Origin of the sequence: Nonomuraea angiospora (assembly GCF_014873145.1) — a bacterium.
Classification (GTDB): domain Bacteria; phylum Actinomycetota; class Actinomycetes; order Streptosporangiales; family Streptosporangiaceae; genus Nonomuraea; species Nonomuraea angiospora.
The window spans coordinates 4812602-4832178 of record NZ_JADBEK010000001.1 but is presented as its reverse complement, the minus strand read 5'-3'; the positions used below and the strand labels follow the sequence as shown (position 1 = coordinate 4832178).

20 protein-coding genes are annotated in these 19577 nt (G+C 70.8%); 12 read left to right on the top strand and 8 right to left on the bottom strand.

All coding sequences use genetic code 11. From position 1 onward, the window contains the following. Positions 1 to 11 precede the first annotated feature (11 nt). The 8 genes from H4W80_RS21760 (at position 12) to H4W80_RS21725 (ending at position 8070) form a co-directional block, all read left to right on the top strand. Positions 12 to 1553 carry a serine/threonine-protein kinase gene (locus H4W80_RS21760; RefSeq protein WP_192786783.1) on the top strand — a complete coding sequence of 514 codons (1542 nt, stop codon included), beginning with the start codon at positions 12 to 14 and terminating at the stop codon, positions 1551 to 1553. Then, positions 1550 to 2533 (top strand): NAD(P)-dependent oxidoreductase, encoded by a 984-nt coding sequence (locus H4W80_RS21755; RefSeq protein ID WP_192786782.1) that lies wholly within the window; start codon positions 1550 to 1552, stop codon positions 2531 to 2533. Before H4W80_RS21760 ends, H4W80_RS21755 begins: the two co-directional genes overlap by 4 nt. Before the next feature lie 131 nt (positions 2534 to 2664). Beyond that, positions 2665 to 4014, top strand: coding sequence for an FAD-binding oxidoreductase (locus H4W80_RS21750; protein WP_192786781.1), 1350 nt, complete (start codon positions 2665 to 2667; stop codon positions 4012 to 4014). A 3-nt stretch (positions 4015 to 4017) separates the two neighbouring features. Then, complete coding sequence (locus H4W80_RS21745; protein WP_192786780.1) at positions 4018 to 5277, top strand: class I SAM-dependent methyltransferase; 1260 nt, start codon at positions 4018 to 4020, stop codon at positions 5275 to 5277. A gap of 77 nt (positions 5278 to 5354) precedes the next feature. After that, the gene (locus tag H4W80_RS21740) at positions 5355 to 5831 is read left to right on the top strand and encodes an SRPBCC family protein (RefSeq protein ID WP_192786779.1); all 477 of its coding nucleotides are present in this window, start codon (positions 5355 to 5357) and stop codon (positions 5829 to 5831) included. A gap of 124 nt (positions 5832 to 5955) precedes the next feature. After that, positions 5956 to 6462, top strand: a complete 507-nt coding sequence (locus H4W80_RS21735; protein ID WP_192786778.1) for a SigE family RNA polymerase sigma factor — start codon at positions 5956 to 5958, stop codon at positions 6460 to 6462. Continuing rightward, a complete protein-coding gene (locus H4W80_RS21730; protein ID WP_192786777.1) occupies positions 6455 to 7702 on the top strand; it encodes a hypothetical protein in 1248 nt (415 codons plus the stop codon). The genes H4W80_RS21735 and H4W80_RS21730 overlap by 8 nt, the downstream gene beginning before the upstream one ends. Then, a complete protein-coding gene (locus tag H4W80_RS21725; RefSeq protein WP_192786776.1) occupies positions 7699 to 8070 on the top strand; it encodes a hypothetical protein in 372 nt (123 codons plus the stop codon). Before H4W80_RS21730 ends, H4W80_RS21725 begins: the two co-directional genes overlap by 4 nt. A 59-nt stretch (positions 8071 to 8129) precedes the next feature. Here H4W80_RS21725 and H4W80_RS21720 read toward each other — a convergent pair whose 3' ends face one another. From H4W80_RS21720 to H4W80_RS21700, 5 genes are all read right to left on the bottom strand, one after another. Then, positions 8130 to 8675 (bottom strand): YceI family protein, encoded by a 546-nt coding sequence (locus tag H4W80_RS21720; protein ID WP_192786775.1) that lies wholly within the window; start codon positions 8673 to 8675, stop codon positions 8130 to 8132. 343 nt (positions 8676 to 9018) lie between these two features. Continuing rightward, positions 9019 to 9840 (bottom strand): phosphotransferase family protein, encoded by an 822-nt coding sequence (locus H4W80_RS21715; protein ID WP_192786774.1) that lies wholly within the window; start codon positions 9838 to 9840, stop codon positions 9019 to 9021. A 1-nt stretch (position 9841) separates the two neighbouring features. Continuing rightward, positions 9842 to 10774, bottom strand: coding sequence for a phosphotransferase (locus tag H4W80_RS21710; RefSeq protein ID WP_192786773.1), 933 nt, complete (start codon positions 10772 to 10774; stop codon positions 9842 to 9844). Between the two features lie 26 nt (positions 10775 to 10800). After that, positions 10801 to 11448, bottom strand: a complete 648-nt coding sequence (locus H4W80_RS21705; protein ID WP_192786772.1) for an HAD family hydrolase — start codon at positions 11446 to 11448, stop codon at positions 10801 to 10803. Continuing rightward, positions 11445 to 11897: a MarR family winged helix-turn-helix transcriptional regulator gene (locus H4W80_RS21700; protein ID WP_318786987.1), complete on the bottom strand. Its 453-nt coding sequence runs from the start codon at positions 11895 to 11897 to the stop codon at positions 11445 to 11447. Before H4W80_RS21700 ends, H4W80_RS21705 begins: the two co-directional genes overlap by 4 nt. A gap of 73 nt (positions 11898 to 11970) precedes the next feature. Here H4W80_RS21700 and H4W80_RS21695 point away from each other — a divergent pair, with 73 nt between their 5' ends. Beyond that, the gene (locus tag H4W80_RS21695) at positions 11971 to 12399 is read left to right on the top strand and encodes an SgcJ/EcaC family oxidoreductase (RefSeq protein WP_192786770.1); all 429 of its coding nucleotides are present in this window, start codon (positions 11971 to 11973) and stop codon (positions 12397 to 12399) included. On the opposite strand, the gene H4W80_RS21690 is transcribed toward H4W80_RS21695, so the two are convergent. Both H4W80_RS21690 and H4W80_RS21685 read right to left on the bottom strand, forming a co-directional pair. Next, positions 12365 to 12913 carry an AAA family ATPase gene (locus H4W80_RS21690; protein WP_192786769.1) on the bottom strand — a complete coding sequence of 183 codons (549 nt, stop codon included), beginning with the start codon at positions 12911 to 12913 and terminating at the stop codon, positions 12365 to 12367. The two genes, H4W80_RS21695 and H4W80_RS21690, sit on opposite strands and share 35 nt — an antisense overlap. A gap of 65 nt (positions 12914 to 12978) precedes the next feature. Next, positions 12979 to 14514: a long-chain-fatty-acid--CoA ligase gene (locus H4W80_RS21685; RefSeq protein ID WP_192786768.1), complete on the bottom strand. Its 1536-nt coding sequence runs from the start codon at positions 14512 to 14514 to the stop codon at positions 12979 to 12981. A 141-nt stretch (positions 14515 to 14655) separates the two neighbouring features. Between H4W80_RS21685 and H4W80_RS21680 the strand changes: the two genes are divergently transcribed. The 3 genes from H4W80_RS21680 to H4W80_RS21670 are packed head-to-tail and all read left to right on the top strand — an operon-like array spanning position 14656 to position 18437. Then, complete coding sequence (locus H4W80_RS21680) at positions 14656 to 16200, top strand: GMC family oxidoreductase (protein ID WP_192786767.1); 1545 nt, start codon at positions 14656 to 14658, stop codon at positions 16198 to 16200. 44 nt (positions 16201 to 16244) lie between these two features. Next, complete coding sequence (locus H4W80_RS21675; RefSeq protein ID WP_192786766.1) at positions 16245 to 17498, top strand: cytochrome P450; 1254 nt, start codon at positions 16245 to 16247, stop codon at positions 17496 to 17498. A 57-nt stretch (positions 17499 to 17555) separates the two neighbouring features. Further along, positions 17556 to 18437 (top strand): alpha/beta fold hydrolase, encoded by an 882-nt coding sequence (locus H4W80_RS21670; RefSeq protein ID WP_192786765.1) that lies wholly within the window; start codon positions 17556 to 17558, stop codon positions 18435 to 18437. On the opposite strand, the gene H4W80_RS21665 is transcribed toward H4W80_RS21670, so the two are convergent. Further along, positions 18427 to 19476: a TRM11 family SAM-dependent methyltransferase gene (locus H4W80_RS21665; RefSeq protein WP_318786986.1), complete on the bottom strand. Its 1050-nt coding sequence runs from the start codon at positions 19474 to 19476 to the stop codon at positions 18427 to 18429. The two genes, H4W80_RS21670 and H4W80_RS21665, sit on opposite strands and share 11 nt — an antisense overlap. Between the last annotated feature and the right edge of the window lie 101 nt (positions 19477 to 19577).

Below are 19577 nucleotides of genomic sequence, written 5' to 3'. Positions count from 1 at the left end.
AGGGGTAGGACATGGTTTCGGATAGCAACCGGCTCATCGCGGGACGCTACCAGTTAGTACGCGAACTGGGCCGCGGGGGCATGGGCGTCGTCTGGGAGGGGCAGGACACCCTGCTCAACCGGCAGGTCGCCATAAAGGAGGTGCTGCTGCCCGACGGGCTGTCGCCGGGCGAGCAGGAGCGCCAGCTTTTAAGGACCGCCCGTGAGGCCCGCACCGCGGCCAAGCTGAGCCATCCGTCCGTCGTCGCGATCTACGACGTCGTCGAGGAGGGCGGCCGTCCGTGGATCGTGATGGAGCTGCTGCGCCATCCGACGGTGGAGGAGGTCGTGCTCACCTCCGGCGCGCTCCCGGTGCGGGAGGCGGCCGAGCTGGGCCGGCAGGTGCTGTCCGCGCTGCGGTCCGCCCACGAGGTGGGCATCCTGCACCGCGACGTCAAGCCGAGCAACATCCTGATGGCCGAGGACGGCCGGGTCGTGCTCATGGACTTCGGCATCGCCACCGCCGAGGGCGACGCGTCGCTCACCAAGACCGGCATGGTCACGGGCTCGCCGAGCTTCCTGGCTCCCGAGCGGGTGCGCGCCGAGCACGCGGGACCGCCCTCAGACCTGTGGTCGCTCGGCGCCACCCTGTACGCGTGCATGGTGGGCCGCTCGCCGTTCGAGCGGGGCGACCCCATGGCGACGCTCAACGCGCTGCTCAACGAGGAGCCCGACTACCGCAGGATCCCGCCGATCATGCACCCGATCCTGCGCGGGCTGCTGCAGAAGGAGCCGGAGCAGCGGGTCGACGCCGCGGAGGCCGATCGGCTGCTCCAGGCCATCCTCCAGGCCAAGCCCGCGAGCGACGACCGGGACGTGCCGGAGCGCAAACCGGGCGGCGGCGGCCGGGGCCGTGCCGTGCTCGCGGCGGCCGCGGCGGCGGTCCTGGTGATCGCGGGCGGCTCGGTGGCGTACTTCAAGCTCGCGTCCCCGGCGGAGGGGGCCCCGCGGCAGACCGCTCAGCCCGCCGCCGCGACCCGCCCGCTCACACCGGCGGCCACGGACACGCCGGAGCCGAGCGCGACGCCCACCCCGACGCCCAGCGTGACGAGGGCAGTCCCGGTCGTGCGCGCGTGGAAGTCGCGTGCCGGCTGGTCCATCATGCGGCCCACCGGCTGGCGCGGCGCCCTCAAGGAGGCCTACACCGAGTGGACGCGCCAGGACCGGAACGCGCATCTCGGGGTGGAGGCCGTCTACTCCTCCGTCGACCCGTACCAGCTCCTGCGCGACGCGCAGGAGACCGTCACGCAGAACGCCCAGAACGTCGTCAACCGCGGCCGCAGGGTCGTCGTGCACCAGGGCACGAAGGCCGTGGAGTGGGAGTTCTCCTGGACCGCGGGCACCGGGGGCGACACCCCGTGGGCCACGCCGGGCACCCGGTACCACGAGGTGCGCCGGGCCGTCGCGATCGGCGACACGGCGTACATCCTGTCCTGGACGGTCAACGAGGCCCAGTGGACGCGTAACAGGCAACTGATGCGGCAGGTGATCAGCAGCTTTACTGTGGGGGCATGAGCCCCTGGAACCTGCTCGCTCTGCCCCCGCTCCCCGAAGAGCTCATGCGCCACCTGCTCGCCCCGCTGGGCGACCAGGTGACCGTGCGCGTGCCCGCGGCCCGCGACAGGGACGCGCTCCTGGCCGCGCTGCCGGAGGCGGAGATCGTGCTCGGCGACTGGACGGGCACGCTCGCGATGGACGCCGAGGCGGTCAAGGCCGCGCCCCTGCTGGCGTTCGTGCAGCAGCCGTCCGTGGGCGTGGACGGCCACGACCTCGACGCCCTGGCGGCGGTCGGGGTGCCGCTGGCCAACACGCCGGGCGTCAGCGCGGTGGCGGTCTCGGAGTGGTGCCTGGCGGCCACGCTCTCGCTGTCGCGCAAGCTGGCCGCGGCCGACGCCGCCGTACGCGCGGGTGAGTGGCCGCAGCAGGGCCTGCAGCCGTACGAGCTGCGCGGGCGCCGCGTCGGCATCGTCGGGTACGGGCCGATCGGCGCGTCCTGCGCGGAGATGTTCCGCGCCCTCGGCTGCCACGTCTCCTACTGGACCCGCACGCCCCGCGAGGACCCCGGCTTCGCGGACCTGCCGGAGCTGATCTCCTCCAGCGACGTGCTCGTCGTGGTGATCGCGCTGTCCGAAGAGACCCGCGGCCTCGTCGACCCCGGCCGCATGAAGCAGGGCGCGCTGCTCGTCAACGCCGCGCGGGGCGGCGTCGTGGACCAGCGGGCGCTCGTCACGGCCCTGCGCGAGGGGCATCTGGGCGGCGCGGCGCTCGACGTGTTCGACGTGGAGCCCCTGCCGGCGGACGACCCGCTGCGGGGCCTCCCGAATGTCCTGCTGTCGCCGCACGTCGCGGGCGTCACGCCCGAGGCCACCGGCCGTCTGCTCACGGCGACTCTGGACAACCTCACCGCCGCAATCGGGGGCCGCAAGGTGCATAACGTGCTTAACGGCGTAAGCTCCACGATCTGCAGAAAGTTTACGCAATCGCCTACCACGTAGGCATTTCACCTGTCACTATGAACAGTTTTCGTGTCTTTAACGACCCCGGTCTATTCGAGGTCGCCCGCGGGAGATACCGTCTTACGGACGATCTCTACCAGCTCAAGGGGGTGCTTGCCGTGCCGACGAAGATGTCGACACACCAACGGGCAGTAGAGCAGATCCGGCAGTCGTACGCCGAGATCCCGGGCGGTGCCGCCCCTCGCCTGGCCAAGTCCACGTCCAACCTCTTCAGGTTCCGCGACGGCGGCAGGACGGCCAAGCTCTCGGCGAGGGATCTCGACGAGGTCATCAGCGTCGACCCCGAGACCATGACGGCCGAGGTCCAGGGCATGACGACGTACGAGCACCTGGTGGACGCCACCTTGCCGTACGGGCTCATGCCGTACGTGGTGCCGCAGCTCAAGACGATCACGCTGGGCGGCGCCGTGACCGGGCTCGGCATCGAGTCCACGAGCTTCCGGGACGGCCTGCCGCACGAGTCGGTGGAGGAGCTCGAGATCCTCACCGGTGACGGGCGCGTCGTCGTGGCCCGCGACGACAACGAGCACCGGGAGCTCTTCCGCTCGTTCCCCAACTCCTACGGCACGCTGGGCTACGCGCTGCGCATCCGGATCAAGCTCCGCAAGGTCCAGCCGTACGTGCGGCTCACGCACGTCAAGTTCACGGACGCGGCCAAGTGCATGCTGGCCCTGCAGGAGATCTGCGACAGCATGGTGCACGACGGGGAGAGCGTCGACTTCGTCGACGGCGTCTACTTCCATCCGGGGGAGATGTACATCACGGTCGGCCGGTTCGCCGAGCGTGCCCCTTATGTCTCGGACTACACGGGGATGCGCATCTACTACCAGTCGATCAGGCAGCGCAACCGCGACTGGCTGACCATCCGCGACTACCTGTGGCGCTGGGACACCGACTGGTTCTGGTGCTCGCGGGCGTTCGGCGTGCAGCAGCCCGTCGTGCGCTCCCTCATGCCGCGCCGCTGGATGCGCTCCGACGTCTACCGCCGCCTGGTGGCGCTGGACAGGAAGTACGGGGTCACCGCGCGCATCGACAGGTGGCGCGACCAGCCCGTGCAGGAGTCCGTGATCCAGGACGTCGAGGCTCCGGTCGAGCGGGGGGCGGAGTTCCTGGAGTTCTTCCACGACAAGGTGGGCATGACACCGGTGTGGATGTGCCCGCTGCGTGCGAACTCGCGCTGGCCGCTCTACCCTCTGGAGCCGGGCAGGCTCTACGTCAACTTCGGATTCTGGGGCATGGTGCCGTTGCCGCGGGGGCAGTTCGACGGCTACTACAACCGGCTGATCGAGCGCGAAGTGCACGAGCTCGACGGTCACAAGTCGCTCTACTCGACCTCGTTCTACGCGCGCGAACAGTTCTGGCAGCTGTACAACGGCGACGCCTACTGGCCTGTCAAGCGGGAATACGACCCGAACGGTCGCCTGCTTGACCTCTACGAAAAATGTGTAGCGGGAAGGTGAGCTGTGGCGCTGGCAACCATCTTTGAGAAAATCGTCGGCACGGAAGCGAACGTCGCGTTCCAGGCGTACGACGGCAGCAAGGCAGGTCCGGACGGGTCCGACCTGAGCATCGAGGTCAAGTCGCCGATCGCGGTCGCCTATCTGGCGCAGGCACCCGGCGAGCTGGGCCTGGCAAGGGCGTACATCTCCGGCCACATCGACGTACACGGCGACATGTACGCACTGCTCGACCGCATGTGGAACATCACCACCAACGACCTGACCACCCAGGAGAAGATCGCCGCCGTCCGCGCCCTGGGCGTCAAACCACTCCTCATGCGGGTTCCACCACCACCACAGGAGATGCGTCAGAGCGCGCTGGCCAAGCTGGGCTCCCGCCACGCCAAGCAGCGTGACGCCGAGGCCATCCACCATCACTACGACGTCTCCAACCGCTTCTACGAGTGGGTCCTGGGGCCGTCCATGGCCTACACGTGCGCCGTCTTCCCCTCGGAGGAGTCGACGCTCGAGGAGGCCCAGTACGCCAAGTTCGACCTGGTGGCCCGCAAGCTCGACCTCAAGCCGGGCATGCGCCTGCTGGACGTCGGCTGCGGCTGGGGCGGGATGGTCATGCACGCCGCCAAGCACTACGGCGTCAAGGCCCTCGGCGTGACGCTGAGCCGCCAGCAGGCCGAGTGGGCCCAGAAGGCCATCGCGGACGCCGGCCTGCAGGACCTGGCGGAGGTCCGCTTCATGGACTACCGCGACGTCAAGGAGTCGAACTTCGACGCGGTCAGCTCCATCGGCCTCACCGAGCACATCGGCAAGGCCAACGTCCCGTCGTACTTCGAGTTCCTGTACGGCAAGCTCAAGCCGGGCGGCCGGATCCTCAACCACTGCATCACGCGGCCGACCGGCAAGGAGAAGACGTTCAACAAGGGCGGCTTCATCAACCGGTACGTCTTCCCCGACGGCGAGCTGGAGTCGGTCGGCTGGCTGGTCCGGCAGATGGAGGACACCGGCTTCGAGATCCGCCACGAGGAGAACCTGCGGGAGCACTACGCCAAGACGCTGCGCCACTGGTGCGACAACCTCGACGCCAACTGGTCCGACGCGGTCGAGGAGGTCGGCATGGGCACGGCCCGGGTGTGGGCCCTGTACATGGCGGGTTGCATCGTGGGCTTCGAGCGCAACAAGGTCCAGCTCCACCAGGTGCTGGGCGTCAAGCTCGACAAGAACGGCCGCTCCGGCGTCCCCCTCCGGCCGTCCCTCGACTGGCCCTGAGACATAGCCTTCGCCTTGGGAGGCGCCAAGCGCTCAGCCGGCGCCTCCCAAGGGGGCTCCGCCACTAAGATCCGCGCATGTCCCGTTTCGAGGTGGCCACCCTGGTCCTCGCGCCGCCGCCGGTCGTCTTCGACGCGTCCTTGTCGGTCGAGCTGCACGCCTCCTCCATGCGCGGCTCGCGCGAGCAAGCGGTCGCAGGGGTCACTTCCGGACAGCTCTCCCTGGGCGACCACGTCACCTGGCGAGCGCGGCACTTCGGCTTCACCTGGCACCTGACCTCGACGATCAGCGCCCACCTCCGCCCCTCGTACTTCGTCGACGAACAGGTGAGCGGCCCGTTCCGGTATTGGCGCCACGAGCACACCTTCGAACCGGCACATGTCGGCGGCAGCGGCGTCGAGGCGACCCTCATGAAAGACATCGTCGACTTCGCCGCGCCCGCCGGTCCGCTGGGCACTCTCGCCGATGCTCTCGTCCTGCGGCGTTACATGACCAGGCTGATCCTGCTGCGTAACGCGCACATCAGGGAGGCGACCGAAACCGCCCCGCAGTGACGACCCCACTGCCCTCGGCGACGGCGCGCGTACGAGCAGTCGTGACGGAGGCTCCCGGTCCGAGTGCTGTCTGCGGCTTTTTTCCGTCGCCACTCAACCATCCGGCCGGCTGAAGTGTCCTTGGATGCCGGAGGTAGGAGTGGACGATCCGACGTTTGAGAGATTCGCGGAGCAGCGGCTGCCGGCGCTCTATCGCTACGCCATGGTCCTGACCCAGAACAGGCATGACGCCGAGGACCTGGTGCAGGAAGCGCTGACCCGTACCGGCCTGCGGTGGAAGGCGATCAGGCGCAAGGACGACCCGGAAGGGTACGTCCGCACGGCCATGGTCCGCATCATGGCCAACCGCTGGCGGCGGCCGAAGCGTGAGGTGAGCGTGCCGGATCCGCCCGAGCCCGCGACGGAGGACGCGGGGCTGGAACGCCTGCTGGACGACGGCCTCCGCGCCAGGATCGCCGAGCTGCCTCCACGTATGCGGGCCGTACTGGTGCTGCGTTATGTCGAGGAACGCGGAGACGAGGAGATCGCCCGGCTGCTCGGCTGCAGCCGCGGGACCGTCAAGAGCCAGGTGTCGCGGGGGCTCGCCCGGCTGCGTGAGGCCGTCAAGACCGAGGAGATCGAGCATGGATGACCTGGAACGCCGCCTCGCCGCGCTGCTCAGCGAGCCTTCGCCGGACGATCCGCCGCCCGGCCTGGCCGACCGGATCCACCGGGCCGTGGCCACGCGCCGCAGGAACAGGCGGGCCTCGGTACTGGCCGTCGCGGCGGGGGCGACGGCGGTGCTGGTGGGCGTGCCCCTGGCCGTACGCGGTGGGAACGGCGACGCCGCGACGACGGTGACCTTGAGCCCGACCCCCGCCTCCACCGCACCTTCCGAGCCGGCCGTGACAGCGTCCGGGTCGCCCGAACCGAGCGCGACCAGGACGGTGACGGCCACTCCCGACCGGACGGACGTCCATCTCCCGGCCGGGGTCCGCCTCGAACAGGCGCTGGGCCAGCTCATGAACGTGACGAGCGTCGTGGACGTCGAGGGCCGCACGGCGAAAGGCGAGCCGTTCGTGCCCGCGGCGCTGGGCAGCGACGGGACGGTCCTGGGCACGACGCCCGACGGGCAGGCGGCGGAGGTGGACGGCGGCGGCACGCCCAAGGAGCTCGGCTTCCGGGCGCGGTCGGGGCTGGGGACGGCCGCGGACTTCCGTACCTGGACGGAAGTGAACGGCTCGGCGGCCGACCAACGGTGCCGCACGGCGGACGGGACCACGCGCACGATCAGCCCGCAGGGCACGGACTCCCGGGGGCGGGTCTGGGTGGACGGCGGCGTGGTCGTCGGCAACGACGTCATGCGGCAGCCCTGGATGGCCAAGGGATGTGCGCAGGTGGGTACGGTCGTCAAGTCCGGGGAACCGGCGAGCGGGGTGGCGGTGGCGTTCTCCTACCCCGACCTGTTCACCGCCGAGCGGGCGAACGACAAGGTGCTGCGCGTCGTCGACGTCGAGACGGGCAGGGTGACGGCCGAGCATCCGCTGCCGGAAGGCGTCCGAGCGCAGCGCATGGGCGATCCGGACCAGAAGTGGTACGCGGCGGCGTCCGGGAAGTGGTTCGCCTGGGTGGCCGGCAACACGCTGCGGTGGACGCCGCGCGACACCTGGGGGGCGGTGTCGGTGCTGCATGGAGTTCCGACGCCGAAGAAGGGCGTCTCCCCCTGGATGACGGCGGGCAACCGGCTCATCACCTACAACACCGGGGCCACCTCGTTCGTGCTCGATCCGGTCACCGGCCGGCGGTTCAAGAGCCCGGACGTCGTCCTGGCGGCGGGCGACTGGCTGCTGTGGAGGTCCGGTGACGGCTACCGCCTGGCCAACCTCCGTTGAGGTCCCCGGCAGGCGTCCTGCTGGTGCTCCTCGCGATCCCGACCGCCGCCAACCTGGCCGGCGGCGGCCCGACGTGGATCTGGACGCCGTCACTCCCTACGCCCTTGCTACGCCTGGTCACGGAGGCGGGGCTGCTGGACGTCTGGTTGCTCGCCGACCTGCTCGCCGCCGTGGGCGTGCTCGGGGGGCTCGCGGTCGCGGCCACGGCCTGCTCCGCGACGGCCGTGGCCGCGACACTGCTGGCCCTGGTCGGCGCCCTCAGCGTCGCCGCCGCGGTGACCGGGGCCCCGCTGCCTCTCTGGTACGCCCTCGCCTACACGGCCGGATTAGTGCTGGTACTGCGGGCGGGGTGCTGCTCGACCCGGTGACGCTCGTAGGGTCTGGAGGGCGGGATGGTGACGTCACGCATGACGCTGTCGCTTTGTGATCAGGCGTCCTTGACGGCGGACAGGTCGAACTCGAGCGTCACCTTCTCGGAGATCATCACGCCGCCGGTCTCCAGGACCGCGTTGTACGTGATGCCGAAGTCCTTGCGGTTGATCACGGTGCTGCCCTCGAAGCCGACCCGGGTCAGGCCCTGGGCGTCGAGCGCGGTGCCGGTGTAGTCGAGGGGGACGGTGATCCGCCGGGTCACGCCCCGGATGGTCAGCTCGCCGGTGACCTCGAAGCTGTCGCCGCCGATGTGCTTGACGTCGGTGGCGTCGAAGGTGATGTACGGGTGCGCGGCGGCGTCCAGGAAGTCGCCGGTGCGCAGGTGGTCGTCGCGGTGCTGGTTGCCGGTCTGGATGCCGGCCACGTCGAGCACCACGTGAACGGTGGAGGCGGCCGGGTCGTCCGCGTCCAGGGAGGCTGTGGCCTCCTTGACGGGGATGCTGCCGCGAACCTTGGTGACCATCGCGTGGCGGGCCACGAAGCCGAACCGGGTGTGCGCGGGGTCGAGGGTGTAGGTGCCGGTGAGGTCGCTGGGGTACATGCCGGTGCTCCCGTTCCATACTTAGTTCAGTGCTGGAAGATTTAGTGGGAGACTATCCGGACTTATTTCAGTGTGCAAATATCCGGCGGGATGGCGGGCGCGGAGCGGCGGCGCACCGTCCCCTGGCGGGGAGCGGTGCGCGCCTACTGTGACGGCTGCCGGTCCTTGGCGTGTTTTCCGCGACTGGTGTGGATTTCGTCCTCGGTGGAGTCCTCTTGGGGCTCTGGTAGCTCGTCCTTGGGACTATGGGGCTTGGCGTGCCTGCCCACGTGATCTCCTTTGGCGAACGTCATTGCTAAGAGTAACTTTATGGCTACAGTATGTATTGAAGCAAGAGTAAGATTCACGAATCCAGGAGGGCGAGCACGCGTTCGGCCTGACGGTCGAGGGTGCCGGGGGGATTGCGGCGGGTGGCGGGGCCGCCGGGGCCGAGCATGAGGAGCCAGCCGAGGGCGAGCAGCCGCCGGAAGTCGTGGACGCGGGCCGCCTCCGCCGAGGTCAGGTCGAGATGGGCCAGGAGCAGGTCGCTGTCCAGGTCGCCGTCGACGTGGGAGATGTGCTCGGCGACCTCGGCGAGTTCGAAGGCGCGGTCGGCGAGACCGGAGTCCTCCCAGTCGATGATGCGGACGCGGGCGGTGGCGGCGTCCCAGAGATAGTTGGCGAGGTTGCCGTCGGCCATGCCGAGCACGGGCGGGAACGGGTTGATCGGCAGCCGGTCGAGGGACGGGCCGGACAACCAAGCCGTCCCGAGGGCGAAGGCCCGCCGGGCGCAGGGGGAATCGCCCAGGTCGGGGTGGGCGGCGGCGAGGGCACGCACGTGCGCGACGGCCGCGGCCGGGTGCCAGGCGGCGGGTTCGAGCGAGCCTGTCCCGGGGATGGCGTGGTGGAGGTGGGTGAGGGCGGTGGCGAGGGCGCGGACCTGCTCGGGCCCGGTGGGGAGGCCGCGGAGCGGGGTGCCGGGCAGGCGGCTCATGACCACCGTGGGCGGGGATCCGTCGAGGTCGGCGCGCACCGGAGCGGGTGCGAGGCCCGGGGCGTGCTCAGCCAGCACGTTGAGCGCGGCCCATTCGCGGCGGTGTTCGCCACGGTCCCACGAGCGGTATCGCTTGATCACGATGTCGTCGCGGATCTCGATGTCGTGCGTGGTGGATCGGCCGGCCGTCACCTCAGGACGCCAGGCCCTTGAGGGTGCCGGTCAGGGCGTCCCAGCTCTGTCCGGCGTCCGGCGTGCGCCCGTGCGGCGAGCGGAACCACTCCACGAACTCGGCCACGTCGTCGAGGGCCCACCGCAGCCGGTAGAGCTCCAGCGCCGCCGGGTCGGGCGTGCGGCCGGTGGCGTCGGCGTAGCGGGCCAGGTCGTCGGCGTCCCTGGCGACCAGCCACAGGTCGCGTTCGGGCACCGCCAGCCCCACCGTGTCCCAGTCGACCAGCAGCCACCGCCCGCCGGACCGCAGCAGGTTGCCCGGGTGCGGCTCGCCGTGCGTCACGACGGGCTCGCCGGTGCCGGCCGCCGTCCGGTCGAACTCCGCGAGCCTGCGCCGCAGCACGCCGGCGTGGTCGGCGATCACCTCCCTGGCGGGCTCCGCGTACGGGCCGCCCGGCCAGGGCAGGCGCGTGTCCTGGAGCGCCTGCTCCAGGACGGCCCGGCCCGAGAGCTCCAGGGGGCGCGGGGGAGTGGACAGCGGCGGCGGCGTGGCGTGGAGGGCGGCGAGCAGGTCGATGATCGCGGCACGGTCTCCGGCCGGCTGCTCCTCGCCGAACTCGCCGGCGAGACCGTTCGTGTAGGGGAAGACGCTCATCGCCCACCGGTGGCGGTCGAGCCGCAGGAGGGTCGCGCCGTCGGTGGTGCGCAGCGGTGCCACCACGAAGTCGAGCCCCGCCTCGGCCCGCAGCGCCGCGGCCGTGTCCATGGCCGACCGGAGCCCGTCGAAGCCGCGCCGCCGCACGTCCGCGACCGTGACGAACCAGCGCCCGTCGGCGATCCAGTGGTAGTCGCCGAAGCCGACCGGCGCGTAGTCCAGCGTGCGCGCCCCGATGCCCCACGCGCCGAGCGCGGGCAGCAGCAATCCCTCGTCGAACGAATCCGGCCTGTCCCGCATCCGGCCACGCTACCGATCCGGGCGGTTCAGTTCAGCCGGATAAGCAGCTCGATGGCGGAGAGCGCGTCGGTCACCGTGTGATCGGCCACGACCCCGCCGGTGACTCCCCGGTCGATCCAGATCGTCCGCAGCCCCGCCCGGCGGCCGCCCGCGACGTCCTTGTCGGGGTCGTCGCCGATGACCCAGCCGAGGGGCCCCAGCGACGCGCCGCACCTCCGGGCCGCGATCTCGAACAGCCGTACGTCGGGCTTCCGCACGCCCTCCGCCCCGGAGATCGCCCAGCCGTCCACGCGGGTCGCGAGCCCCGTACGCTCGATCTTGCCGGTCTGGTTGTCGGCCATCCCGTTCGTCACGATGCCCACCGCCCATCCGGCCGCCCGCAGCCGGTCGAGCCCGTCGAGCACCTCGCCGGGGCAGCGGACCAGGTGCGGCAGCCGGGCCCGGTACGCCGCCCACAGCTCGTCGGCCGGCTCGGCCAGCCCGAACCGCTCGCGTACCAGCCGGAAGAACGCGTCCATGGGCAGGGACCCGTCCGCGTCCGCCGCCACCATCCACGCCCCCGCCCCCTCGCCGAGCCCCCGCTCGGCGGCGAACTCGGCGGCCCACAGCTCGAAGGCGGCCAGCCGGTCGACCAGCGTGTTGTCCAGGTCGAAGAGGGCCAGGGGGCGCGTCATGCGTTCCGCCTCGCGATGAGCTCGTCGGTGGCCGACCGGTAGGCCGTCGCCGCCCGCTCGAAGTAGTCGAACAACGTGGCCCGCTCCGCCTCCGGATAGCCCTGCAGCAGTTCGGCCAGCCGGGCCCTGGTCCCCGCCAGCACCTCGTCGAGCCGCTCCGGCCGGCCGGCCGACTCGACCATCACCTTGCGCCGGTCGTTGGGGTCCGGCGCGCGGCGTGCGTACCCGCCCTGCTCCAGGCGGTCGATGAGCCGCGTCGTGGCGCCGGTGGTCAGCCCCGTCTGGGCGGCCAGCTCGCCGGAGGTGAGCGGGCCGGTGAGGTCGAGCAGGTTGAGCGCGTAGTAGTCGGTGGCGTTGAGTCCGGCGGCCTCGGCGGCGGCCAGGCTGTTGAGCACGATCGCGCTCAGGTAGCGCCGGAAGACGGCGCTCGGATCGGTTGACAAGCCCACTCCTCTTCCTTAAGTTGATATCTGCATGAGAGCAGAGACTTACCTAATGCAAATAATATCAGAGGGAGCGGAAATGATCACCAGCGAGATCCAGAGCCTGTTCGCCGAGCTGGAGGACGCCTGGAACCGCGGCGACGGCGTCGCCTACGGGGCCTGCTTCACGCAGGACGCCAGCTACACCACCTTCGTCGGCACCGTCTACCACGGCCGTGACGACGTGGCCGCCGGGCACCAGGCCCTCTTCGACAGGGTGCTCAAGGGCACGCAGATGTTCAACGAGATCACGGAGGTGCGCTTCTACGGCCCCGGTGCCGCCGTGGTCACCGGCAGGGGAGACGTGGCCAGGAAGCGCCCCGCCAAGCTGACCAAGGTGCAGACGTACACGCTGGTCCGCGAGGCCGACGGCAGGTGGCGCATCGCGTCCTTCCACAACACCCGGCGCCGGCCGCTGATGGAGGCGGTGTCGTTCAGGTACGTGCCGGCCAGCCGGCCGCGCGGATGAGGAACGCGGCCCGCTCCTCGACCGGTGCCCGGGGCAGCGTGACCACCGAATAGCCGTAGTCCGCGTAGGCCCGCACGACCGCGTCGTACGTCCGCTCGGCCTCCCCGAGGCTCTGCCTCCGCTCGCTGTCGTGCTCGTAGATCTCCGGCCACGGCGGCGCGGCGAACACGCGCCGGTGATAGCGGTACGCCCGCGCCGCGTTGTGCAGGTGCGGCGGCACCGTACGCCCCAGCATGCGCAGATATCCGATCGTGTCGACCAGTCCCCGATCGAAGACCACGGGCCCCGCCCCCGAGGCGGCGTGGTAGGACCGCAGGTCCCACGACAGCATCAGCTCGGCGAACAGCCCCGGGTCCAGCCACGGCAGCGCCGGCCCCGAGATCGCCACCTGGTCCCGGATGATCGCCCGCCCGGCCTCCGGCTGCAGCCGGAACCCCAGCGAGGCGAGGTGCTCGGCCAGGGTGCTCTTCCCGGCGCCCGGCCCTCCGGTGATGACGACGTATCCGTCCGCCACGAGACCTCCGCAAAGACAAAGGCGCGGGCAGAGTGCCCGCGCCTTGAGGGAAAGGAGTCGACCGGTTACCGCAGCTCGCGCTTGAGGATCTTGCCCGTGGCCGTCATCGGCAGGGAGTCGCGGAACTCGACGATCCGGGGGTACTTGTAGGCCGCCATGTTGTCCTTGGCCCAGGCGATCAGCTCGTCCTCGGTGATCGTCGAGCCCGGCGCGGGGATGACGTACGCCTTGATCTCCTCGCCGTGGGACTCGTGCGCGACCCCCACCACGGCGGCCAGCGACACGGCCTCGTGGGTCATCAGGACCTCTTCGAGCTCCCGCGGATAGACGTTGAAGCCGCCCCGGATGATCATGTCCTTGGCTCGGTCGATGATGGAATAGTAGCCGTCCGCGTCACGGGTCGCGATGTCGCCCGTGCGGAACCAGCCGTCGTTCATCACCTCGGCCGTCGCCTCCGGGCGGCCGTAGTAGCCCTTCATGACGTTGTGGCCGCGGACGGCGATCTCGCCGGGGCCCTCGCCCTCGATGGTCTTCCAGTCGCCATCGACCAGCTTCATCTCCACGCCCCAGATCGGGGTGCCGATGGTGCCGGGCTTGGTGGGGCGGCCGAGCTGGTTGAAGCTGGCCACCGGCGAGGTCTCCGACAGGCCGTACCCCTCCAGGATGCCGATGCCGAAGGTGCGCTCGAAGTCCTTGAGCACCTCCACCGGCGAGGACGCGCCGCCCGCGACGGCGACGCGCAGGGAGCGGGGCACCTCCACGCCGTCCGCGTGGATCTTGGTGAGCATGCCCCAGTACATCGTCGGCACCCCGGCGAAGAACGTGACGCCCTCCTTGGCCATGAGCGCGAGCGCGTCGCCGGGGTCGAAGCGCGGCAGCAGCACGACGGTGGCGCCGCGCAGGAAGCCGGTGTTCATGACCACGGTCTGGCCGAAGGAGTGGAACAGCGGCAGGACCGCCAGGTACGTGTCGTGCTCGTCCGAGCGGGGGAACATCTTGTCGGAGACCATGGCGTTGAGCAGCATGTTCTGGTGGCTGAGCTCGGCGCCCTTGGGCTGGCCCGTGGTGCCCGAGGTGTAGAGGATCACGGCGGTGTCGTCCGGCGCCGTCTGCACGGTCTCGAACTCGCCCGCCATGCCGCCCAGCGCCGCCCAGATCGACTCGCCGTGCTCGGACTCGGTCGCCAGCGGGGTCGCGGGCAGCACGAAGAAGTGCTCGCAGCCCTCCGCGGCCTCGAAGCCCGCCTTGCCGCGCTCGCCCAGCGGCAGCTCGGCGGTGCCCTCGAAGCAGAAGAAGGCCTTGGCGTCGCTGTCGCCGAGATGGTAGGTGATCTCCCGCGACTGCAGCAGCACGTTGAGCGGCACCACCGTGGCGCCGACCTTCAGGATGCCGAAGTAGACGAACGGGAAGTACGGCAGGTTGGGGCACGCCAGCGCCACCTTGTCCCCCTTGCCGACCCCTCGGGCGACCAGGAGGTTCGCGACCTGGTTGGCGACGGTGTCGATCATGGAGTACGGCAGCCGCATGTCGCCGAAGACGATGGCGGTGCCGTCAGGGGTGTTCCTGGCGCTGTCCTCCAGGACGGTCGACAGGTTGAGCATGACGCCTTCCTCCTCAAAGCCGGGGCTTGCGCGCCATCCTCGCAGGACGGCATACCGACTGGTAGGTAACCCAGGTCACAACTCCATATGGACGTGTGCCCCCGCCTGGAGTAAGCAAGTACCAAGTTACTTGGAGGAGTCATGGAGTACGACTACGTGATCGTCGGGGCGGGATCCGCCGGGTGCGTGCTGGCCAACAGGCTCTCGGCCGATCCCGGCGTGACGGTCGCGCTGGTCGAGGCGGGCGGCCAGGACGACAAGCTGGAGATCCGCATGCCCGCGGGCTTCGCCAAGCTGTTCAAGACCGACTACGACTGGAACTACACCACGGCCAAGCAGGGCGAGATGTCGGGCCGCGAGCTCTACTGGCCCCGGGGCCGCGTGATCGGCGGCTCGTCCTCGCTCAACGCCCAGATGTGGGTGCGCGGCTGCGAGCGCGACTACGACCAGTGGGGCGTCCCCGGCTGGTCGTACCGCGAGGTCCTGCCGTACTTCACCAGGGCCGAGCACCGCCTCGGCAGCAACGAGGGCGGCGTCTACGGCACCTCCGGGCCCCTCTACATCTCCGAGCTGCGCAGCCCCAACGTCACCACCGCCGCCTTCCTCCAGGCGTGCGAGGAGCTCGGGCTCACCCGGCTCAGCGAGCTGAACGGCCCCTCCAACGAGGGCTACTGCCCCACCCCGGTCACCCAGAACCGGGGCCGAAGGTGGAGCTCGGCCGACGCCTACCTGCGCCCGGCCAAGGGCCGGCCCAACCTCCACGTGGTCACCGGGGCCACCGTGGACCGGGTGGTGTTCGAGGGCCGGCGCGCGATCGGCATCGAGTACGGTGGCGGGGCCCAGGTCAGGGCCAAGGGCGAGGTCATCCTGTCCGCGGGCGCGATCGGGTCCCCGTACCTGCTGATGCGCTCCGGCGTGGGCGCCCCCGACGAACTGCGCGACGCCGGGGTCACGGTCGTGCGCGAACTGCCCGAGGTCGGCAAGAATCTCCAGGACCACCTTTCGAGCGGCGTGTTCGTCGAGTGCAAGCAGCCGGTGACGCTGACCAAGGCGGAGTCGATCAGCAACCTGCTGCGTTACATTGTGCTGCGCTCCGGCATGCTCACCACGAACGTGGGCGAGGCGGTCGCGTTCATCAGGACCTCGGCCGAGGAGCCCGCTCCCGACATCGAGCTGATCTTCGCGCCCGGGCCGTTCGTCGACCACGGCCTCACCCCGCCGACCGGCCACGGGCTCACCGTCGGGGTCGTGCTGCTGCAGCCGGAGAGCCGCGGCAGGGTCGGGCTCAACGGCCGGGACGTGGTCATCGACCCCGCCTACCTGAGCGCGGAGGCCGACGTCAAACGCCTGGTCGCAGGGCTGAAGACGGCCAAGCAGGTCTTCGCCACGGCCGCGATGAAGCCGTGGGCGGGCGGGCCGATGGCGCCGTACTGGGGGCCGGAGAGCGACGAGGAGCTCGCGCGGTGGGTGCGCGAGCGCGGCGAGACGCTCTACCACCCGGTCGGCACCTGCCGCATGGGGACGGACGACGCCTCCGTGGTCGACCCCTCCCTGCGCGTACGCGGAGTCGAGGGGCTCAGGGTCGCCGACGTGTCGGTGATGCCGACGTTGATCCGCGGTCACACCCATGCCCCGGCTATCATGATCGGCGAAAAGGCAGCCGATCTGATCGGGAAGCACCGGTGAGCGCCCCTTGACGTAAGTGGGTACTTGCAGAAGGCTTGTGTGATATGACACTGTCCGCTGACCCGGACCTGTCGCAGATCCCGTTCTGGGGCCTGCCGCAGTCCGAGCGTAACGAGGCCTTCCGCAGGCTCAGACAGATCGACCGCCCGGTCTTCATGCGGGAGCAGATCCTGCCCTTCATCGGCGGCGGCCCCGGCTTCTACGCCCTGGTGCGCCACGCCGACGTGACCGAGGCCAGCAGGAACGCGGCCGTGTTCAGCAGCGAGCCCTGCTCCAACAGCATCCCCGACATGCCCCGCTGGCTGAGCGTGTACTTCGGCTCCATGATCAACATGGACGACCCCAAGCACGCGCAGTTACGGCGGGTCGTCTCCAGGGCGTTCACGCCGCGCATCCTGGCGAAGATGGAGGAGGACCTCGCCACGGCCGCCGCCGAGATCGTGGGCGAGGCGATCGAGCAGGGCCCGGGCGACTTCGTCGCGCAGGTGGCCGCCAAGCTCCCCGTACGCGTCATCTGCGACATGATGGGGATCCCGGCCGAGTTCCATGACATGGTGCTGCAGCAGACCAACGTCATCCTCGGCAACGCCGACCCCGAATACACCGGCGTCGGCACCGACCTCACCCGCCGCAACGTCGCCAAGGGCCTGGCCAAGCTGCTGCGCGCCGGCTACTCCCTCAACCGGCTGGCCGCCCGCCTGGGCGACGAGCGGCGCAAGCGCCCCACGGGCGACCTGGTCAGCCTGCTGGTCAACGGCGAGGAGCGGCTCAGCCCGCAGCAGCTCGGGTCGTTCTTCATCCTGCTCGTGGTGGCGGGCAGCGAGACCACCCGCAACGCCATCGCGCACGGCCTCAAGCTCTTCACCGAGCACCCCGACCAGCGCGCGATCCTGCTCAACAACTTCGACGGCCACATCGTCACCGCGTGCGACGAGATCATCCGCTACGCCACGCCGGTGATCCAGTTCCGCCGCACGCTGACGCGCGACCACGAGATGAACGGCATGCGGTACAAGAAGGGCGACAAGGTGCTGCTCTTCTACAACTCCGCCAACCGCGACGAGGCCGTCTTCGCCGACCCCGACACCTTCGACATCACCCGCGACCCCAACCCGCACGTCGGCTTCGGCGGGCCCGGGCCGCACTACTGCCTGGGCGCGCACCTGGCGCGCAGGGAGATGACCGTGATGTTCCGCGAGCTGTTCACCCGGATGCCGCACATCAGGGCCGTGGGCGAGCCCGACCACCTGCTGTCCAACTTCATCAACGGCATCAAGCACATGAGCTACACCTTCTGACCGGTCCCTGGGAGTAGTGGTACTCCTGAGGCGGGCCGAATGCTAGGTTTCGCAGTCATGGAGATCAGGACTATCCACGCCAACGGAGTGGAGTTCGCGTATCTGTCGTTGGGTGAGGGGCCGCTGGCGCTGTGCCTGCACGGCTTCCCCGACTCCGCGCACACCTGGCGGCACCTGATGCCCGCGCTGGCCCAGCGCGGCTACCGCGCGGTCGCGCCGTTCATGCGGGGATACGCGCCCACCGAGGTGCCCGCCGACGGCGCGTACGAGGACGCCGCGCTGGTCGCCGACGTCCGCGCGCTGCACGAGGAACTCGGGGGCGACGAGGACGCGGTCGTCATCGGTCACGACTGGGGCGCCTTCCCCACGTACCACCTGGCAGGACGTTTCCGGCGCGCCGTCACGCTCGCGGTGCCGCCGCCCGGCTCGCTCGGCGCCGGGTTCCTGGAGTACGAGCATCTCAAGCGGTCCTTCTACGTCTTCCTCTTCCAGACGGCAGTGGGCGAGGCGGCCGCCGCGAGCCCCGGCTTCCTCGAGAACCTCTGGCACGAGTGGTCGCCCGGCTACGACGCGCGCGAGGACCTGGAGTTCGTACGGCGCAGCATCGGCGAGCCCGCCAACCTGAGCGCCGCCCTCGGCTACTACCGGGCCATGCTCGGCACCACGCCTCCGTCCGGCCGCTACCCGGCCCTGGAGGGCGGGATCACCGCCCCCGTCCTCTACCTGCACGGCGCCCAGGACGGATGCCTGAGCGCCGAGCTGGCCAAGAACGCGATGAGCCACCTGCCCCCGGGGTCGCGGGCCGAACTGGTGGCGGGCGCCGGGCACTTCCTCCACCTGGAGCGCCCGGCCGAGGTCAACCGGCTGATCCTGGACTGGCTCGGCTCGCCGTCCGCGGCCGAGCTGACCCAGGTCCGCCCGCGGGGGTTCACCTCCTGACGGGGCCGCCCTCCTTCCTGAGGACCGCGATCACCGGATGCCGCCCCGAGAGGCTGACCCGGACCGCCTCCTCCAGCGCGAACCCGCGCGGGATCCCGTCGTGCACCAGCGCCACGGCGAGCCCGTCGCCGGCCAGCACCCGCCGGACCTCCCGCCACAGCGGGCCGAGGTCCCGCGCGAGCAGCCCGCGGGGCGGCACCTGACGCCCCCAGGGCGGGTTCACCAGCACCCGGTCCACGCTTCCGCCGGCCACAGGGATCCGTCCGCCGTCCGCCACACCCCACCCGAACGCCGCCCCGCCCCCGACCCCGGCCTGCCGCGTATCGGCCCGTGCGTTGGCGGTCGCCGCGCGGAGTGCGGCCGGGTCGTGGTCGAAGCCCAGGAGACGCGCCCCCGGGGCCAGCGCGCGGGCCTCGATGAGCGTCGTGCCCGCGCCGCAGCACGGGTCGAGCACCGTCCCCGCGCCCCCGAGGCGGCCCAGCGCCGCCATGGCGGCGGCCACCGGCGGGTGCAGCGTGCCCCGGATCGAGTCCGTCTTGTACGCCCGCCGGTGCAGCGGCCGGTCCGCCAGCCGCAGCGCGATGAGCGCCCGGTCGCCTTCGATCGTGACCCGCCACGACATCGCCTCCCGCGGCGGCCGCGCCCCGTCCCTCCTGGAGTGGTACGGCAGCCGCAGCGGCCGCGCCAGCTCGGCCCCGACCGCGTCCTCGATCTCGAACCGGGTGTAGTTGCGCCGCCCGACGAACGACGCCGACACCTCCACCCCGCTGCCCGTCAGCCCTCCCAGGTCCACGGAGCGGGCCGCGAGGGCCAGCCGGCGCAGCGCTGAGCGGCCGTGGCCGATCCCGTCCACCACGGCGGCGGCCAGCAGCACGTCGTCCGCGGTCCGCAGGCCCGTCAGGTCGGCCCCCGGCGCGGCCTCGAACCACACCTCGCGATGGCGCACCCCGCGCACCACGCCCAGCCGGGAACGTCGAATCTCCGTGGCCACCAGGGGCTCGATGCCATGCACCGCCCTGGCCACGGCAAAGGTATGCACGTGTCCTTCTCCCACGTCGCGACCCGGGACGGCGCTCGCTCAGCCGTCCCGCATCGCCGGCGGTGGGGTCGTCCGCGGCCCGCCGGCGGATCGCTACCGGA

What these genes read in the sequence shown, in the direction of transcription:
- H4W80_RS21760 (WP_192786783.1), top strand. Translation starts at nt 12, where the DNA reads ATGGTTTCGGATAGCAACCGGCTCATCGCGGGACGCTACCAGTTAGTA.
- H4W80_RS21755 (WP_192786782.1), top strand. Translation starts at nt 1,550, where the DNA reads ATGAGCCCCTGGAACCTGCTCGCTCTGCCCCCGCTCCCCGAAGAGCTC.
- H4W80_RS21750 (WP_192786781.1), top strand. Translation starts at nt 2,665, where the DNA reads ATGTCGACACACCAACGGGCAGTAGAGCAGATCCGGCAGTCGTACGCC.
- H4W80_RS21740 (WP_192786779.1), top strand. Translation starts at nt 5,355, where the DNA reads ATGTCCCGTTTCGAGGTGGCCACCCTGGTCCTCGCGCCGCCGCCGGTC.
- H4W80_RS21735 (WP_192786778.1), top strand. Translation starts at nt 5,956, where the DNA reads ATGCCGGAGGTAGGAGTGGACGATCCGACGTTTGAGAGATTCGCGGAG.
- H4W80_RS21730 (WP_192786777.1), top strand. Translation starts at nt 6,455, where the DNA reads ATGGATGACCTGGAACGCCGCCTCGCCGCGCTGCTCAGCGAGCCTTCG.
- H4W80_RS21720 (WP_192786775.1), bottom strand. Translation starts at nt 8,675, where the DNA reads ATGTACCCCAGCGACCTCACCGGCACCTACACCCTCGACCCCGCGCAC.
- H4W80_RS21710 (WP_192786773.1), bottom strand. Translation starts at nt 10,774, where the DNA reads ATGCGGGACAGGCCGGATTCGTTCGACGAGGGATTGCTGCTGCCCGCG.
- H4W80_RS21705 (WP_192786772.1), bottom strand. Translation starts at nt 11,448, where the DNA reads ATGACGCGCCCCCTGGCCCTCTTCGACCTGGACAACACGCTGGTCGAC.
- H4W80_RS21695 (WP_192786770.1), top strand. Translation starts at nt 11,971, where the DNA reads ATGATCACCAGCGAGATCCAGAGCCTGTTCGCCGAGCTGGAGGACGCC.
- H4W80_RS21685 (WP_192786768.1), bottom strand. Translation starts at nt 14,514, where the DNA reads ATGCTCAACCTGTCGACCGTCCTGGAGGACAGCGCCAGGAACACCCCT.
- H4W80_RS21680 (WP_192786767.1), top strand. Translation starts at nt 14,656, where the DNA reads ATGGAGTACGACTACGTGATCGTCGGGGCGGGATCCGCCGGGTGCGTG.
- H4W80_RS21675 (WP_192786766.1), top strand. Translation starts at nt 16,245, where the DNA reads ATGACACTGTCCGCTGACCCGGACCTGTCGCAGATCCCGTTCTGGGGC.
- H4W80_RS21670 (WP_192786765.1), top strand. Translation starts at nt 17,556, where the DNA reads ATGGAGATCAGGACTATCCACGCCAACGGAGTGGAGTTCGCGTATCTG.